Origin of the sequence: Sphingomonas fucosidasi (genome assembly GCF_036663855.1) — a bacterium.
GTDB classification, from domain to species: domain Bacteria; phylum Pseudomonadota; class Alphaproteobacteria; order Sphingomonadales; family Sphingomonadaceae; genus Sphingomonas; species Sphingomonas faeni_B.
Genome location: NZ_JAXOJR010000006.1, coordinates 300,128 through 315,902 on the forward strand (window position 1 = coordinate 300,128; position 15,775 = coordinate 315,902).

Consider the following 15,775-nt stretch of genomic DNA (forward strand, 5'->3'; position numbering starts at 1 on the left):
CGGTACTCCCCTATGTTCTTTCGCAGCGTTCTAGCTGGCTGTTTTGGCAGAATCCACCGGGTAAAACGTGTAGCTCAGCGTGATCGTCTGGATATCGGCCGCATCCGGGTCCGTCAGGATCTTCGGATCGACGAAGAAGATCACCGGCATCCGCACCGTCTCGCCGGGCTTCAACGTCTGCTGCGTGAAGCAGAAACACTGGATCTTGGTGAAATACTTGCCGGCCTGCGCGGGCTGGACGTTGAAGGTCGCGGTGCCGGTCAGCGGCTTGGTCGAGGTGTTGGTGGCCTTGAAGAACGCCATGTCGCGCGCCCCGATGTCGATCGTGTCGGAGCGATTCTCGGGCACGAACTTCCACGGCAGCTTGGGGCTGACGTTGGTATCGAAGTCGACCGTGATCTTGTGGTCGACCGCGCCGGGTGCGACCAGCCCGCGCTGCGTCGTGCCGTTGAGTCCGGTGACCGAGCAGAACAGGCGGTAGAGCGGGACGCTGGCCCAGGCGAGCCCGGTCATGAAGCAAATGAAGAGCACCGCGAGCGCCGCGGTGCGGTTGGTGCGCGACATGCCTTTCAGGAGTGCCATCAGTGCGGCATCCCGGCGCGAATCTTGGCGATCGAGATTGCGAAGACGAGGATGACGAAGGCGCCGAGCAGGACGGCCATCACGCGCGCACGACCGCGCTGGCGGCTACGGATCAGGTCTTCCTCGCGGACGGGATCGGGGATGCTCATGCGAACCACCGGTCTACGACCAACGCACCGAACATTACGAACAGATACAGGATCGAGTATTTGAACAAGGCCTTCTCCGGTTTCATCGCATCGTCGGCGTGGGTTGTGCGCTTGGCGACACGGATCGCGAGCAGCGCGAACCAGCCGGTGAGCAGGACGGCGGCGATGCCGTAGATCGCACCCGTCAGCCCCAGCGGCCAGGGCAGGATCGAGACCGCCGCCATCGGGATCGTATAGAGCCCGATCTGCGTCCGCGTGGTGCGCTCGCCCGACACGACGGGGAGCATCGGCACGCCCGCGGCGGCGTAATCGCTCTTCATGAACAGCGCGAGCGCCCAGAAATGGGGGGGGGTCCACAGGAACACGAACAGGAACAGCAGCACGGGGAGCAGCGCGATGTCGCCGGTTGCCGCGGCCCAGCCGATCAGCGGCGGGAACGCGCCGGCAGCACCACCGATGACGATGTTCTGCGGCGTGCGGCGCTTCAGCCAGACGGTGTAGATCAGCACGTAGAACAGGATCGAGACGGTCAGGATCGCGGCAGCGACCGCGTTGACCGCGAACCCCATGAACAGCACCGAGAACGCGCCGAGCCCGACGCCGAAATGGAGCGCGGCCTGGCGGTCCATCCGGCCATCGGGGAGGGGGCGCTTCTGCGTGCGGCGCATGACCGCGTCGATGTCCGACTCGTACCATTGGTTGAGCGCCCCCGCCGCGCCCGCGCCGAGCGCGATGCAGAGGATCGCGGTGAAGCCGATCACCGGATGCACCGAGGTCGGCGCGGCGAGCATGCCGCAAAGCCCGGTGAAGACGACGAGCGTCATCACCCGCGGCTTGGTGAGCGCCAGGAAGTCGCGCCAATGCGCCGGTGGCAGGAGGGGAGTTGCGGAAGTCATGGTTCGGGTACGCTATACGCGTTGAAAGGCTTCGGGGAAAGCGGTGCTAGTGCGCGAGGATCGGGCGCTTCCCACGACCGTCACCCCAACGAAAGCTGGGGTCTCCCGCGTCTGTCGTGACGGTAGTCTCAGGATGATACCCCAGCTTTCGCTGGGGTGACGCGTGCAGGCTGGGACGCTGGCTCTTTCGCGCGCTAGCTGATGGGCTCGCTCGCGGCTCTTTAACCCAATAGTCCAATAGCAGGACCCTGCCAGATCGGCGAGCGGCCGACCCATCCACACCGTCATCCTGACGAAAGTCAGGACCCAGAGCCATGGAGGGCGACGCTTTTTACCCTGGGTCCTGACTTTCGTCAGGATGACGTGGCGCGGCGGCAAGCGTTCGCGTGTGGTGCTGCCTCGGCCCAACGAAAAACGCCCCGGGTTTCCCCGAGGCGTTCTCTTTCTTGGCTGGCCCTGACACGGGAGTAAATCCCGTGTCGTCGGACGCGGCGTTGCCGCGCCGGCCGGGCGGGGGCCTGATGGCCCTTTCTCCGTCCTAATCGATCTTCGGCAGGGTCTCGAACTGGTGGTACGGTGGCGGCGAGGAGATCGTCCACTCCAGCGTCGTCGCGCCGTCGCCCCAGGGGTTGTCGCCCGCCGGCTTGCCCGCGATCATCGACCAGATCAGGTTGACGAAGAACACCGCCATACCTGCGCCCATGATCATGTAGCCCACCGAAGCGACCGTGTTCCAATGCTCGTATTCCGGCGTGTAGTCCGGAATGCGGCGCGGCATGCCCTGGAGACCCAGGAAATGCATCGGGAAGAACATCACGTTCACGCCGATGAAGAACACCCAGAAGTGCAGCTGGCCGAGGAACTCGTTGTACATCTTCCCCGACATCTTCGGGAACCAGTAATAGAACCCGGCGAACAGCGAGAACACCGCACCCAGCGACAGCACATAGTGGAAATGCGCCACCACGTAGTAGGTGTCCTGCATGTAATCGTCGATGCCGCCATTGGCGAGCACCACGCCGGTCACGCCGCCGACGGTGAACATGAAGATGAAGCCGATCGACCACACCATCGGCGTCTTGAAGGTGAGCGAACCGCCCCACATCGTCGCGATCCACGAGAAGATCTTGATGCCGGTCGGCACCGCGATGACCATCGTCGCCGCGGTGAAGTACATCTTGGTGTTCACGCTGAGGCCAGTGGTGAACATGTGGTGCGCCCACACGACGAACCCGACCACGCCGATCGCGACCATCGCATACGCCATGCCGAGATAGCCGAAGACCGGCTTGCGGCTGAACGTCGAGATGATCTGGCTGACGATGCCGAAGCCCGGCAGGATCATGATGTAGACTTCGGGATGGCCGAAGAACCAGAACAGATGCTGGTACAGGACGGGATCGCCGCCGCCGGCCGGATCGAAGAACGTCGTGCCGAAATTGCGATCGGTCAGCAGCATCGTGATCGCGGCGGCGAGGACTGGGAGCGCCAGCAGCAGCAGGAACGCGGTGACGAGCATCGACCACACGAACAGCGGCATCTTGTGCAGCGTCATGCCCGGCGCACGCATGTTGAAGATCGTCGTGATGAAGTTGATCGCACCGAGGATCGACGATGCGCCGGCCAGATGTAGCGCGAGGATCGCCATGTCGGTCGACGGTCCGGGCTCGCCGTACGTCGAGAGCGGTGCGTAGAGCGTCCAGCCGTTACCAGCGCCACCAAAGAACGGTGAGGCCAGCAGCAGCGTGAAGGCGGGGATCAGCAGCCAGAACGACACGTTGTTCATGCGCGGGAACGCCATGTCCGGCGCGCCGATCATGATCGGCACGAACCAGTTGCCGAAGCCACCGACCATGGCGGGCATGACCATGAAGAACACCATGATCAGGCCATGCGCGGTGATGAGCACGTTCCACAGATGAAGCGATTCATCGAGGCTCGCGCTGCCGCCATGGAGCATCGACGCCCAGCCCTGGAGATACTGGATGCCGGGATGCGCAAGCTCGGCGCGCATGAGCCCCGAGACCGAGCCGCCGATGATCCCCGCGACGATCGCGAAGATCAGGTACAGCGTGCCGATGTCCTTGTGGTTGGTCGACATGAACCAACGCGCGAAGAAGCCCGGTTTGTGATCGGTATCGTGGTGATGGTCGTGCGCTTCGTGGCTTACGAACGCCGACGGATGGAGAGCGATGTCGGTCATCTTACAGTCCCGCGTTGCCGGCGCCGGCCGGGTTTGAGGTGGCGCCCTGCGTCGTTGCGGGCGCTGCGGTGGTCACGTTCTCGACCGGGCCGGTGGCGTTGGCGGTTTCCGCAGCCTCCTCGACCTTCGCCGCGGAGCCGTCGGCGCCGGGCTGCGGAATGACCTTGTCGGAGGCCTTGCCCGGGGTCGGCATCGTGCCGCCCTTGGCGCGGACCCACGCCGCGTATTCGGCAGGCGGAACCGCCTCGACCGCGATCGGCATATAGCCGTGGCGCGCGCCGCACAGTTCCGAGCACTGGCCGAAATACAGGCCGGGCTTGTCGATCGTGAAGCTCGTCTCGTTCAGGCGACCGGGGATCGCGTCGAGCTTGATCCAGAACGCCGGAACCGCCCAGCTGTGGATCACGTCGTTCGACGTCGTGATCAGGCGGATCGGCACGCCCACAGGCAGGACGATGCGGTTGTCGGTGGCAAGCAGCTTGGGACCGTCGGCATCGACACGGGCGCGCTCGCCGGCAGCGACCTCACCCTTCTCCTTCAGCATGTTGGCGGTAATCTCGAAGCCGCCATTGTCCGGATACTGATAGGTCCAATACCATTGGTTGCCGATCGCCTTGAGCGTCACCGCGCCCGATGGCGCCGGCTTGAACTGCGCCTGGAGCAGCCCGATCGAGGGGACCGCGATCAGCACCAGGATCACGACCGGCGCGAGTGTCCAGATGATCTCGATGAAAGTGTTGTGGCTGGTCTTCGACGCGACCGGATTGCGGGCCTTGCGATAGCGGAACGACACCCAGAACAGCAGCGCGAGCACGAACAGCGAGATGATCGTGATCGTCGGCACGAGGATCGAATTGTGCATCCAGTGCGCGAACTGGCCGTTCTTGGTCACCTGGGGCTGGAGGCCGAACAGGCCGTCGGTCGGCTGGCCGATCATCGGCTTGGCCGTCATCGCCGGCGCACCGTCCATCGCAAGTTCGGGGCTGGACGGGTTGGCGGTCGGCGTCGCGGCCGATGTGGTCGGCGCGGTGTTGGAGACACTACCCGGCGCCGCGGCAGCCTGCGGTGCAGGTGCCGCTGCTGGCGTGTTCGTCGGCGTGCTTGCAGGCTGGGCCGCATGCCCGGCGACACCACCGAGACTCGCCAGTGCGAGCCCCGCTGCCATCGCAAATCCTCTCATCCCCATCTTGCGCATCGTTATTCTTGACCCCGGTTTATAGCGAACCCGATATCACGGACGCGCGGATGTCTGCTTATAATTTGTTCACGGCTATACCCGGCAGGGGGGCTTGCCTCAAGCATTGTCTCTAACCATCGCTTCACCCCCCCCGTCATCCCGGCGCCACGCTCCGCCGTCCTGAAGCCACGCTCCGGCGTCCTGATGCCATACTCCGTCATCCTGGCACCACACTCCGTCATCCTGACGGAAGTCAGGACCCAGAGCCACGGGGGTGGCGTTCGGTATGCTGGGTCCTGACTTTCGTCAGGTTGACGGGCCGGGGTGATAACGGGCGGAGGGTGATGGCGAGCTGTGGTGACGTGTGATGCCCGAAGCGCCGGTTCTCGTTGCACGGCCATTCCCGCGCTCGTATCAGCGCGGGCAGACCATTTGGAGCGATGACCCGCGATGACCGAAGACGACGTGCTCGCCGAATTCCGCGCTGCCGAAGCGTTGCTCGAAGGGCATTTCATCCTGTCCTCGGGCCTGCGCAGTTCGCGCTACCTGCAATGCGCGCGGGTTTTGATGGACCCGGCGCGAGGCGCCCGGTTGTCGGAGGCGCTGGTGGCGTCGATCCCGGCGGACTTGCGCGCGCAGATCGATATCGTGGTGTCGCCGGCGATGGGCGGCGTAATCGCCGGACACGAGATGGGCCGCGCGCTCGGTGTCGAGGCGGTATTCCTCGAGCGGCCCGACGGCGTATTCGAGCTCCGCCGTGGGTTCCGGCTCGCGCCCGGCCAGCGCGTGCTTATGATGGAAGACGTCGTCACCACCGGACTGTCGTCTCGCGAGGCGATCGCGGCGATCGGGCGCGCGGGCGGCGTGACCGTCGCGGCGGCATCGCTGGTGGATCGCTCGAACGGAACGGCGGATCTCGGCGTGCCGTTCTTCCCGCTGATCCGGCTCGACGTGCCGACCTATCCGGCGAATGCGTTGCCACCCGAACTGGCCGCGATCCCCGCGATCAAGCCCGGCAGCAGGGCGGCGGCATGAGCCCCGCCGGCAACGACCACCTCCGCTTCGGCGTCAACATCGACCACGTCGCGACCGTGCGGAATGCGCGAGGGGCTGGCTATCCGGATCCGGTACGCGCGGCGCTGGTCGCGGCGGCGGCGGGGGCGGACGGAATCACCGCGCATCTGCGCGAGGATCGTCGGCACATCACTGACGACGACATCGCGCGGCTGTCGGCCGAACTGACGATCCCGCTCAACCTTGAGATGGCAGCGACCGACGAGATGCTCGGGATCGCGCTGCGCCACAAGCCGCACGCCGCGTGCATCGTGCCGGAAAAGCGCGAGGAACTCACCACCGAGGGCGGGCTCGACGTCGCCGGGCATTACGACCGGATGGCGCGGCTGGTCGACACACTCGCGGGAGCGGGGATCCGCGTGTCGCTGTTCATCGAACCGGACGCGCGGCAGATCGAGGCGGCGGTGCGGCTCAAGGTGCCGGTGATCGAACTGCACACCGGGCTCTACGCGGAACTGTCTGGCGAGGCGCGGACGGTGGAACTGCGCCGGCTGACCGATGCGGCGGCGCTGGCGGCGAAGAACGGTATCGAGGTGCATGCGGGGCACGGCCTGACCTACGACAACGTCGCGCCGATCGCGGCTATCCGGCAGGTTCGGGAGCTGAACATCGGGCATTTCCTGGTCGGGGAGGCACTGTTCGTCGGGCTCGGCGAAGCGGTTCGACTGATGCGTGAGGCTATGGATGCGGCGCGGTAGAAGCCGCAGCCGTCATCCCAGCGAAAGCTGGGATATCATGGTGACGAAGCGTCCCCTTGCGGCACGAGATCCCAGCTTTCGCTGGGATGATGGGGTTGGGGTGCGGCCGTGATCATCGGGCTCGGGTCCGACCTGTGCAACATCGAGCGGATCGCTGCGTCGGTCGAGCGGTTCGGGGAGCGGTTCGAGCAGCGGGTGTTTACCGATGTCGAGCGGGCGAAGGCGGCGCGGCGGCCGTTCACCAAGGCGGGGACGCTGGCGAAGCGGTTTGCGGCCAAGGAGGCGTTTTCGAAGGCGGTCGGGACCGGGTTTCGCGCGGGCGTGTTCATGCGCGATATCGGCGTGGTCAACGCACGCAGCGGCGCGCCGACGCTGGCGTTGACCGGGGGCGCCAAAGCCAGGCTTGACGCGTTGACCCCCGAAGGCCACGCCGCGCGCGTGCATTTGACGATGACGGATGATCATCCGTGGGCGCAGGCCTTCGTGATCATCGAAGCTATACCTCTGATATCCCCGGACACGAGCCTGGATATGAATCGATGAAGGACGCGGCGTTGGACGGCAACGAGTTCCAGGAAAAGCCCCTCGCGCAGGCCCCCCTAGCGCAGACCAGCGCGGTCGATCCCGCGCCCTCGGCCACTGCCACCCCCGAAACGACACGTCGCCGCGGCACCGACTGGTGGGGCGAGGTGAAGGGCATTTTCTGGCTGATCCTGGTCGTGCTCGGCTTCCACAGCTTCATCGCCAAGCCCTTCTATATCCCCAGCGAATCGATGCTGCCGGGCCTTCGCATCGGCGACCGTCTGGTGGTGACCAAGTTCGCCTATGGCTGGTCGTTCGTCTCGCCGACGATCCCGAACCCGGTCGCGATCTTCAAGGGCGTCGTGTTGCGCCAGCAGGAAGACAGCTGGAGCGTCTCGCTGCCGTTCATCCACGGCCGGCTGTTCGGCTCGCTGCCGACGCGCGGCGACGTGGTGATCGTGACGCCCCCGGGGACGCATAACGACTATATCAAGCGCGTCATCGGCCTGTCGGGCGACAGACTGGCCGTGCGCGGCGGGATCGTGTTCCTCAACGGCGTCGCGGTGAAGCGGGGCCCGCTCCACGACACGCTGATCCCGGTCGACACGAACAGCCCGTGCAGCGAGATCGACTATCCCGGCGCGCGCGAGACGCTGCCCGACGGTCGCCAGATGTGTCGCCTGCCGACCTATACCGAGACTCTGCCCAATGGCCGCCGCTACGAGACGATCGATCTCGAATCGGACAGCCAGGGCGACAATTTCGCGGAAGTTACGATCCCCGCGAACCATGTCTTCCTGATGGGCGACAATCGCGACCGCTCCGCCGACAGCCGGTTCGCGCTGAGCCAGCTCGGACTCGGCGGACCGGTGCCGTACGAGAATCTCGGCGGGCGTGCGGAGTTCATCACCTTCAGCCTCGACGGCGATGCGACGTTCAATCCGCTGACCTGGTGGGGATCGCTGCGCCCGGATCGCGCCGGTACGTCGCTGCATCCCGCCAAGGCCAGCTGAGGTGGCCGACGACAAAGCCGTCACCGAACTCAGCCCGGTCGAGATGCGCGATCCGTTCCTGCGCAAGGAACTGAAGCGCGCGATCATCTGGCTCGGGCTCGCCTGTCTGATCGCGCTGCTGATCGTGCTGGTGCAGCCGTTGCTGATCATCTTTGCCGGCGTCGTGTTCGCGGCCCTGCTCGATGGCGGCGTGCGGCTGCTCGGGCGGGTGCTGCCGATCGGGCGCGGCTGGCGGTTGCTGATCGTCGTGCTGCTGACGTTCGCGTTCCTGGTCGGCACCTTCGTCCTGACGGGCGTGCAGGTGACCGAGCAGGTCATGCAGTTGCGCTCGACGCTGGAATCGCAGGCCAATCGCTTCACGAGCTATCTAAGTGCGCAGGGGCTGATGCCGGGCGCGTCGGACGTCAACGGCATCGCCAAGCAGGCGCTCGGCTCGGTCGGACGGGTGACGTCGTGGGTCGGCAGCGCGATCGGCGCGCTGACCAGCATGTTCATGATCCTGATCCTCGGACTGTTCATCGCGATGGATCCGGGGACGTATTCGCGCGGGCTCCAGTGGATGGTGCCGATCGACCTCCGCCCCGAGTTCGCCAGGACGCTGGTCAAGATGGGCGACACGCTGCGCAAGCTGCTCGCCGGGCGCCTGCTGGGCATGGCGGTCGAGGGTGTCGCGACGGGTATCGCGCTGACGATCGGTGGCGTGCCGATGGCGATGCTGCTCGGCATTATCGCGGGCATCCTCGCGTTCATCCCGAACGTCGGCGCGATCGTGACCGGCGTGCTGATGGTAGCAGTCGGGTTCAGCGCGGGCGTCGATACGGGCTATTGGGCGATCGGCACGTATCTCGTGGTGCAGACGATCGACGGGTATGTGATCGTGCCGATGGTGGCGAAGCGTACGGTGGATCTGCCACCGGCGTTGACCTTGGGTGCGCAGATATTGGCAAGCGCGCTGTTCGGGATCTTGGGGCTGGCGCTGGCCGATCCGATGACCGCTATGCTGAAGACGGCCTTGGAGCGGCGTTCGGCGCGGGAAGAGGAGAAGGCTGAGGCGGTTGGTGAGGCTACGGCCTGACTCGATTTAGCTTATCCACCGCCCGTCATCCCCGCGGACGCGGGGACCCATACTGGCAAACCCCTGAGGATATGGGTCCCCGCGTCCGCGGGGATGACGGAAGGTGGGGCCCCCGAACGTTATGAGGCGGGGAAAGAAGTAGGGCGCTACCGCCTTACCAACTGATCGAAGAGAGCAAGGTAGCGCTCCGCCGAGTCGGCACCCGGTTGCGGGACCGGCTCCGGCCGCTGCACGGTCGGCGCAAGCCACACGTCCAGCGCAGCGACCAGCGCAGCGGCGTTGTTCCTCGCGACAACCGTGCCGCGATCGGGCCGGTCGACGATCTCCGCGACCGCCGCGCTCGAATCGGTCGAGACCACCGGCGTCCCGACCGACAGCGCCTCGCGCAACACCCCCGGCACGCCTTCGTAATCGGAGGTCAGCGCCAGCACAGTCGCGCGGGCCATCACCGGGAGGGGATCGCCGCTGTGGCCGAGCAGGAGGACGCGGTCCCCCAAGGCAAGTTCTCGAACCTGAGCCTTGATCGCGCCCCGCTCGCTCCCTTCGCCGAGGATAACCAGCGGTATCGTCCGGTCCGCCAGCAGCGGCAGCGCGGCGATCAGCCGGTCCCAGCGCTTCTGCAGTTCGAGCCGACCGACGCCGAGAATGAAACGATCAGGCAGGTCCGGCACTTTTCCCGGAATCGGCACCGCCGGCGGGTTCGGAATGACGCTCGTCCGCCCGACCATCCGCGTCGCCCGCGCCGCCTCCTCCGCAGTCGCCGGAGTCATCGCCACGAGGTGATCGAGGAAGCTGCCGTGCCGCGCCAGCCAGACCTGGTGCGCCGCGTGCATCAGCCGGCTATGATCCGCCCGTGCAGGCGCGTTGGACATCTTGGCGACGATCGGCGGACAGGTCTTGCCGAGCCGCAGCCGGGTCCACGCCGCGATCCCCGTGTAGAAATTGCCGGGACAGAAGATCACGTCCGGCGACAGGCGGCGGACGACGCCCGGCAATGCCAGCAACCGCGAGGGCGTCACGATCTCCAGCCCCTCCGGCAACTCCGTCGCCAGCGGCCCGGCAACATCCTCGATCGCCAGCGTCACCCGCCGCCCCGCCGCCAGCCAGCCCCGCGCGAGACGCAGTTGCGCGCGCTCGACGCCGCCACCGCGCAGATCCTTCGCATAGGTCAGGATGTGCCGCGCGTTCGGCGGTCCGATCAGGACTGACATATCGGGGTCATCATAATGCGCGATGGGTAAAGCGGAGATCGCGACCGATTGAAACCGACTTTGCGTGCACAGGCGGTGCCGGACGGCTATTGTGCCGGGCGGCCAGCGCCGAAACGGCTATGAGGGCAATGGCTTGAGGAACGGCGAGTGATTACGCGTATGGCGAAGACAGGCGAGTCCGAGGGCTATGCGGATATCGCGCGCGCCGGGCTCGAGCCGCTGAAGACGCTCGGCAGCCGCTGGCCGGCGATCATCGGCGCGCTGCTGACGCTGGCGATGATCGTCGGGCTGGGCCGCGAACTGCTCGGGCATGGTCTTGCGGGGCTTTCGCGCTCGGTGCCGCAGGATCCGCGCTTCTATCTGTGCTTCGGCCTGCTCTACATGTCGCCGCCGACCGGGGATTACGTGATCTTCCGCCGACTCTGGGGGATTCCGCTCGGCGGGCTGGTCGCGCTGATCAAGAAGCGGATCGCGAACGAAGTCGTGTTCGGCTATTCTGGCGACGCGTATTTCTACGCCTGGGCGCGAGCGAAGGCGCGAATGGTGGCGTCGCCGTTCGGCGCGGTGAAGGACGTCACGATCCTGTCGGCGATCGCGGGCAATGCGGTGACATTGCTGCTGGTGGCGATCGCCTTGCCGCTCGGCCGGCATCTGCTGACGCACGACCAGTTCCGGACGGTGTTGGCATCGGCAGGCGTGACGCTGGCGATCTCGCTGCCGTTCCTGATCTTCTCGCGCCGCGTGTTCTCCCTGCCGCGCGCGAAGCTGTGGTGGGTGTTCGGGATCCACTGCATCCGGCTGCTGTGCGGATCGGTGCTGATCGCGTTCGCGTGGCATTTCGCGCTGCCGGGCGTGCCGGTGGGCATGTGGCTGTTCCTCGCCGCCGGGCGCCTGCTGGTATCGCGCCTGCCGCTGGTGCCGAACAAGGACCTGCTGTTCGCCAACGCCGCGATCCTGTTGATCGGGCAGGACCAGGCCTTGTCCGAGCTGATCGCGTTCACCGCTGCGCTGACCTTGCTGGTGCATGTCGCGCTGATCATCCTGTTCGGCATCCATGCCGGGCTCACCCGGCTGCGCGCATGATCCGCGCCTGTGTCGCGCTGGCCGCGATAGCCGCATTTGCAGGACCCGCCGGGGCGCAGCTGCTCGGCAGCGATGCGGCGGCGTGTCGGCCGGGCGAAGGTCCGGCGATCGCAGTCGAAGTCACCGGACTGAAGGATCGCATCGGCGAGTTGAAGCTCGAGCTCTATCCCGGGGATGAAGCCGATTTTCTGAAGGACGACCGCGTTCTGATCGCGGCAGGCAAGACGTTCCGGCGGGTGGTGGTGCCGACGCCTGCGAAGGGCGTGCCGATGCTGTGCATACGGGTGCCGCGGCTGGGCCGTTATGCGCTGTTGCTGACGCATAATCGCGATGGGAAGAACAAGTTCAGTTTCTGGACCGACGGCGCCGGGTTCGCGAGCAATTTGAAGCTCGGGCGATCGCGGCCCAAGGTCGAGCAGGCGCTGGTCGAGGTCGGTGCGGGGGTGACGACGGTGCGGATCACCGTGCAGTATCTGCGCGGGCTCGGCGGCTTCGGGCCCGTCACGCCATGAGGGCCCGGCTGTGAGACCCGGCTGCGAGAATCGTCCCGTGAGAATCGTCCCGTGAGAATTGTCGACGTCAACGAATTCTACTCGCCGACCGGCGGCGGCGTGCGGACCTATGTCGACCGCAAGATGGGGATCATGGCGGACATGGGCCATGAACTGATCGTCGTCGCGCCCGGCAGGGAGGACCGCGTCGAGGAGCGACCGGGCGGCGGGCGGATCCTCTACCTCAAGTCGCCGGGCATGCCGTTCGATCGCAACTACGGGCTGTTCTGGGATGAGGGTGCGATCCACCGCGTGCTCGACGATCTCGATCCCGACGTGGTCGAGTGCTGTTCGCCGTGGCGCCCGGCGTGGTTCGTCGGCGACTGGCAGGGACGGGCGGTGAAGTCGTTCTTCATGCACAACGACAATATCGCGGCCTATGCGCAGCGCTGGTTCGCGGGCGTCGCGAGCCATGACCAGATCGAGCGCGGGTTCGCCTGGTACAGCCGGTACATGAACCGCTTCCTCGAGAAATACGACGTCGTCGTCACCAACGGCCCGGCGCTGGAAAAGCGATTGCGCGCGCGCGGCGTCCGGATCGATGCGGCGATGCCATTGGGGATCGAGCGCGGGCATTTCTCGCCCGAGCTGCGTGACACGCGGCTGCGTGCGGCGTTGCTGCAGCAGTGCGGGTTGCCCGAGGACGGCATGCTGTTGCTCGGGCTCGGGCGGCACCACGGCGAGAAGCGCTGGCCCTTGGTGGTCGATGCGGTGGCGTGCGCGGGGGCGACTTTGCCGGTCGGGCTGGTCCTGATCGGCGCGGGTGCGCAGACCAAGGCGATCCAGCGGCGGATCGGCGGGTCGCCGCATATCCGGATGTTCGCGCCCGTCTATGACCGCGAGCGGCTTGCGCGGATCATGGCGAGTTGCGATGCGCTGATCCACGGGTCGGAGGCGGAGCCGTTCGGGCTGGTCGCGTCGGAGGCGATGGCGTCAGGCCTGCCGCTGATCGTGCCGGATACGGGCGGGTGCGCGGAAGTGGCCGACCGCCACGCCAGCGAACTCTATGCGGCGCGCGATGCGGAGAGTGCGGCGGCGGCGATCGGGCGGCTGTTTGCGCGGGATCCGGCTATGCTCCGGCGGGCGGCGGCGGTGGCGGCGCGGCATGTCCGTAGCGACCGCGAGCATGCGGTCGAACTCATGGACTATTATGCGGGGCTGGTCGCGGCGAAGCAGGGGCGCGGGCTGGCGGCCTGAACGCGGTGAAGCGCGTGCCGGGGATCGGGATCGGATTGTAACCGGCCTTGAGCGCGCCGGTGGCGAGGGCTTGGTCGAGGCTGGCGTCGCCGCTGGTCGCGGGGCCTTCGCCGCCGGTTAGGATCGTCGATCCGTCGAGTTTCATGCGCGCTCGTGAGATCAGGTGGAGCGCGCGTTCCTGGGATGCGGCTAGCAGGGTCGTGCTGCGGAAATAGAAGGGGCCGGTGGCGAAGGCGGGGTCCGGCAGGCGATTCGCTGCGGGGAGGATTTGCGGGGATAGCGTCGCGATCGGGCCTTCGACTCCGTGTCGGTCCAGCATGCGGCCGACCGCCCGGCCTTCGCGGAGGGCTTGGGTGAGCGACAGGCTATCCGAGTCCGCCAGCGCTGCGACCGAGGGGGCGAGGCCGGCGGTGGCGAATATCGCGACGGCGATCCGCCACGCGGGGCTTGGGGGCGGGATCAGCGACAGGCGGACGAACAGCGCGGGCAGGGCGGGGAGGAGATATTGGCGCCAGGTCGGGAACGGCAGCAGTGCGGCGATCAGGCCGGCGAGGATCAGCCAGTCGAGCAATCCCATTGTGCGGCGGTGCCATGCGTCGCGCGCGATCAGGGCTAGCGCGGGCAGGGCTGCGCCGAGTGCGAGGAACTTGAGCGTGTCGATCGCCTTGGCGGGCAGCGACATCTTCCACGGGCGTAGCGCGTAATATTCGGCGGGGCCGCGGGCCGGGAAGGTGAAGGTGCCGAATACGAAGCCGGCCGGGCTGGTGGCATAGGTCCAGGTGACGAAGGCGACGACCGGGAGCGTGCCGAGCAGGATCGCGATGGGGCGGTGGCGGCGGTCGACCAGCGCGTAGAGGCCGTAGGCTAGCGCGGGGAACGCGTAGGAGATCTTCGCGGCGGCGGCGCTGGCGAGGAGGAGGCCGGCTAGCGCCGCGGTTTTTCGCGTGGTTGCAGGGCGGACGATCAGGGGGAGGGCTGCGGCTAGCAGGGCCGCGGGGAGCGCGTCGTTGCGGGCCGTGCCGATGCTGAAGAGGAGGATGTCGCAGGTGGCGAACAGGGCTGCGCAGGTGAGCGCGGCTTTGGGTTTTGCGCCGAGGGTTCGGGCTGCGGTGTGGACGAAGGCTATCGTCGCGACGCCGAGGAGGGCGTTGAGGATGCGGAGGGCTGGCCAGGTCCAGCTTTGGGCCAGGGCTGCGATGGGGGCGAACAGGTAGGGCTGGAGCGGGGTCTGGAGGTAGGCGAAGTCTCGGTACGGGAGGAGGCCGTGGGCGGTTAGCGCGGCGGCGGCGACGTATTGGGATTCGTCGTGGTCTACCGGGCGGAGGAGGGCGAGGGTGACGAAGAGGATCGCTAGCCCTGCGAGCATCAGAAGTGTGTTCACTCGCGAAGGCGGGTGCACAGACTGGGCACCCGCCTTCGCGGGTGAACATGGTTGGGGAGGGGTGTGCTCAACCACGAATGCCACCGCCTCGCTTCCCGCCACCCCGGCGGAGGCCGGGGCCCAATTGGGGGACGGTTATGATTGAGGACGGCGCTCCGTTACCGCGGCCTTCCCAATTGGGCCCCGGCCTTCGCCGGGGTGGAGGGTAAGGGGGCAAGGTCAGGCTTTTACCGCGGTCAGGAAATAGTCGAGGCTCGTCGAATCGCTCAGCGTGAACCCGGTCGCCGGCGAGAAGCTCAGCCCGCGCGTATCCGTCACGCGCAGCCCCGCATCCTTCAGCAGCGCGGTCAGTTCCTCGGGCGTCAGGAACTTGTTCCAGTCGTGCGTGCCCTTGGGAATGACCCCAGCACCTTCCGCCACGGTGATCATCGCCAATCGCGACAAAGGCGTGCGATTAGGCGTCGACAGGATCAGCAACCCGCCCTCCGCCAGCGTCCGCGCCAAGCCTCGGACGAAGCCAGCAGGATCGCTGACATGCTCGATCACCTCAAGGCTGGTGACGAGATCGAACTGCCCGCCTAGCCCCTCGACACCCCCCGCGCGGTAATCGATCGCCAAGCCGCTCTGCGCCGCATGGATCTCCGCCACCGCGATATTCTCGGGTGCCGCATCGATCCCCGTCACCGTCGCCCCAAGCCGCGCCAACGGCTCGCACAGCAACCCCGCGCCACAGCCGACGTCGAGCGCGGTCTTCCCCTCCAGCGGCGTGAAGCTAGCCCCATCCCCACCCCAATGCGCGTCGACCTGCTCGCGGATGTAGCGCAGCCGTGGCGGGTTGAGCTTGTGGAGCGGCGCCGACGAGCCCTTCGGATCCCACCAGTCCTTCGCCATCGTGCCGAAATGCGCAGCCTCGCGCGGATCGATTGTTGCGCCGTTTACGGTGTCACTTGCCAGTATCATGCG

Annotated in this window: 16 protein-coding genes; 8 read left to right on the forward strand and 8 right to left on the reverse strand. The window is 66.6% G+C overall.

The features are described 5' to 3' along the window. Nucleotides 1-30: 30 nt before the first annotated feature. The 5 genes from U1737_RS13075 to coxB form a co-directional block, all read right to left on the reverse strand. Complete coding sequence (locus U1737_RS13075) at nt 31-582, reverse strand: cytochrome c oxidase assembly protein (protein ID WP_248523925.1); 552 nt, start codon at nt 580-582, stop codon at nt 31-33. Next, the gene (locus tag U1737_RS13080) at nt 582-731 is read right to left on the reverse strand and encodes a cytochrome c oxidase system small membrane protein (protein WP_248523927.1); all 150 of its coding nucleotides are present in this window, start codon (nt 729-731) and stop codon (nt 582-584) included. Before U1737_RS13080 ends, U1737_RS13075 begins: the two co-directional genes overlap by 1 nt. Next, a complete protein-coding gene (locus U1737_RS13085; RefSeq protein WP_332797058.1) occupies nt 728-1,627 on the reverse strand; it encodes a heme o synthase in 900 nt (299 codons plus the stop codon). Before U1737_RS13085 ends, U1737_RS13080 begins: the two co-directional genes overlap by 4 nt. Before the next feature lie 538 nt (nt 1,628-2,165). Then, entirely contained in the window at nt 2,166-3,830 is a 1,665-nt protein-coding gene (ctaD, locus tag U1737_RS13090; protein WP_248523930.1) for a cytochrome c oxidase subunit I, read from the reverse strand. Nucleotide 3,831: 1 nt separating this feature from the next. Then, a complete protein-coding gene (coxB, locus tag U1737_RS13095) occupies nt 3,832-4,995 on the reverse strand; it encodes a cytochrome c oxidase subunit II (protein WP_332797059.1) in 1,164 nt (387 codons plus the stop codon). 462 nt (nt 4,996-5,457) lie between these two features. Here coxB and pyrE point away from each other — a divergent pair, with 462 nt between their 5' ends. The 5 genes from pyrE to U1737_RS13120 all read left to right on the forward strand — a co-directional run bounded on the left by pyrE (nt 5,458) and on the right by U1737_RS13120 (nt 9,389). Continuing rightward, on the forward strand, nt 5,458-6,042 hold the full coding sequence (gene pyrE / locus U1737_RS13100) for an orotate phosphoribosyltransferase (RefSeq protein WP_248523934.1): 585 nt from the start codon (nt 5,458-5,460) through the stop codon (nt 6,040-6,042). Next, nucleotides 6,039-6,779, forward strand: coding sequence for a pyridoxine 5'-phosphate synthase (locus tag U1737_RS13105; protein WP_332797060.1), 741 nt, complete (start codon nt 6,039-6,041; stop codon nt 6,777-6,779). The genes pyrE and U1737_RS13105 overlap by 4 nt, the downstream gene beginning before the upstream one ends. A gap of 108 nt (nt 6,780-6,887) precedes the next feature. Then, nucleotides 6,888-7,322: a holo-ACP synthase gene (gene acpS / locus U1737_RS13110; RefSeq protein WP_332797061.1), complete on the forward strand. Its 435-nt coding sequence runs from the start codon at nt 6,888-6,890 to the stop codon at nt 7,320-7,322. After that, entirely contained in the window at nt 7,319-8,314 is a 996-nt protein-coding gene (lepB, locus tag U1737_RS13115) for a signal peptidase I (protein ID WP_332797062.1), read from the forward strand. The genes acpS and lepB overlap by 4 nt, the downstream gene beginning before the upstream one ends. 43 nt (nt 8,315-8,357) lie before the next feature. Further along, nucleotides 8,358-9,389, forward strand: coding sequence for an AI-2E family transporter (locus tag U1737_RS13120; protein WP_332797101.1), 1,032 nt, complete (start codon nt 8,358-8,360; stop codon nt 9,387-9,389). A gap of 146 nt (nt 9,390-9,535) precedes the next feature. On the opposite strand, the gene U1737_RS13125 is transcribed toward U1737_RS13120, so the two are convergent. After that, nucleotides 9,536-10,600, reverse strand: coding sequence for a glycosyltransferase (locus U1737_RS13125; protein WP_332797063.1), 1,065 nt, complete (start codon nt 10,598-10,600; stop codon nt 9,536-9,538). 159 nt (nt 10,601-10,759) lie between these two features. Between U1737_RS13125 and U1737_RS13130 the strand changes: the two genes are divergently transcribed. Genes U1737_RS13130 through U1737_RS13140 form a run of 3 tightly spaced genes read left to right on the forward strand, consistent with a single transcriptional unit; the run spans nt 10,760 to nt 13,431 of the window. After that, entirely contained in the window at nt 10,760-11,683 is a 924-nt protein-coding gene (locus tag U1737_RS13130) for a hypothetical protein (protein WP_248524043.1), read from the forward strand. Beyond that, nucleotides 11,680-12,195: a DUF2141 domain-containing protein gene (locus U1737_RS13135; RefSeq protein WP_248523945.1), complete on the forward strand. Its 516-nt coding sequence runs from the start codon at nt 11,680-11,682 to the stop codon at nt 12,193-12,195. The genes U1737_RS13130 and U1737_RS13135 overlap by 4 nt, the downstream gene beginning before the upstream one ends. Before the next feature lie 51 nt (nt 12,196-12,246). Beyond that, a complete protein-coding gene (locus U1737_RS13140; protein ID WP_332797064.1) occupies nt 12,247-13,431 on the forward strand; it encodes a glycosyltransferase in 1,185 nt (394 codons plus the stop codon). Here the strand turns inward: U1737_RS13140 and U1737_RS13145 are convergent. After that, nucleotides 13,373-14,797: a DUF2029 domain-containing protein gene (locus U1737_RS13145; RefSeq protein WP_332797065.1), complete on the reverse strand. Its 1,425-nt coding sequence runs from the start codon at nt 14,795-14,797 to the stop codon at nt 13,373-13,375. The genes U1737_RS13140 and U1737_RS13145 overlap by 59 nt on opposite strands. 234 nt (nt 14,798-15,031) lie before the next feature. Beyond that, nucleotides 15,032-15,772 (reverse strand): bifunctional 2-polyprenyl-6-hydroxyphenol methylase/3-demethylubiquinol 3-O-methyltransferase UbiG, encoded by a 741-nt coding sequence (gene ubiG / locus U1737_RS13150; RefSeq protein WP_332797066.1) that lies wholly within the window; start codon nt 15,770-15,772, stop codon nt 15,032-15,034. Nucleotides 15,773-15,775 lie beyond the last annotated feature (3 nt).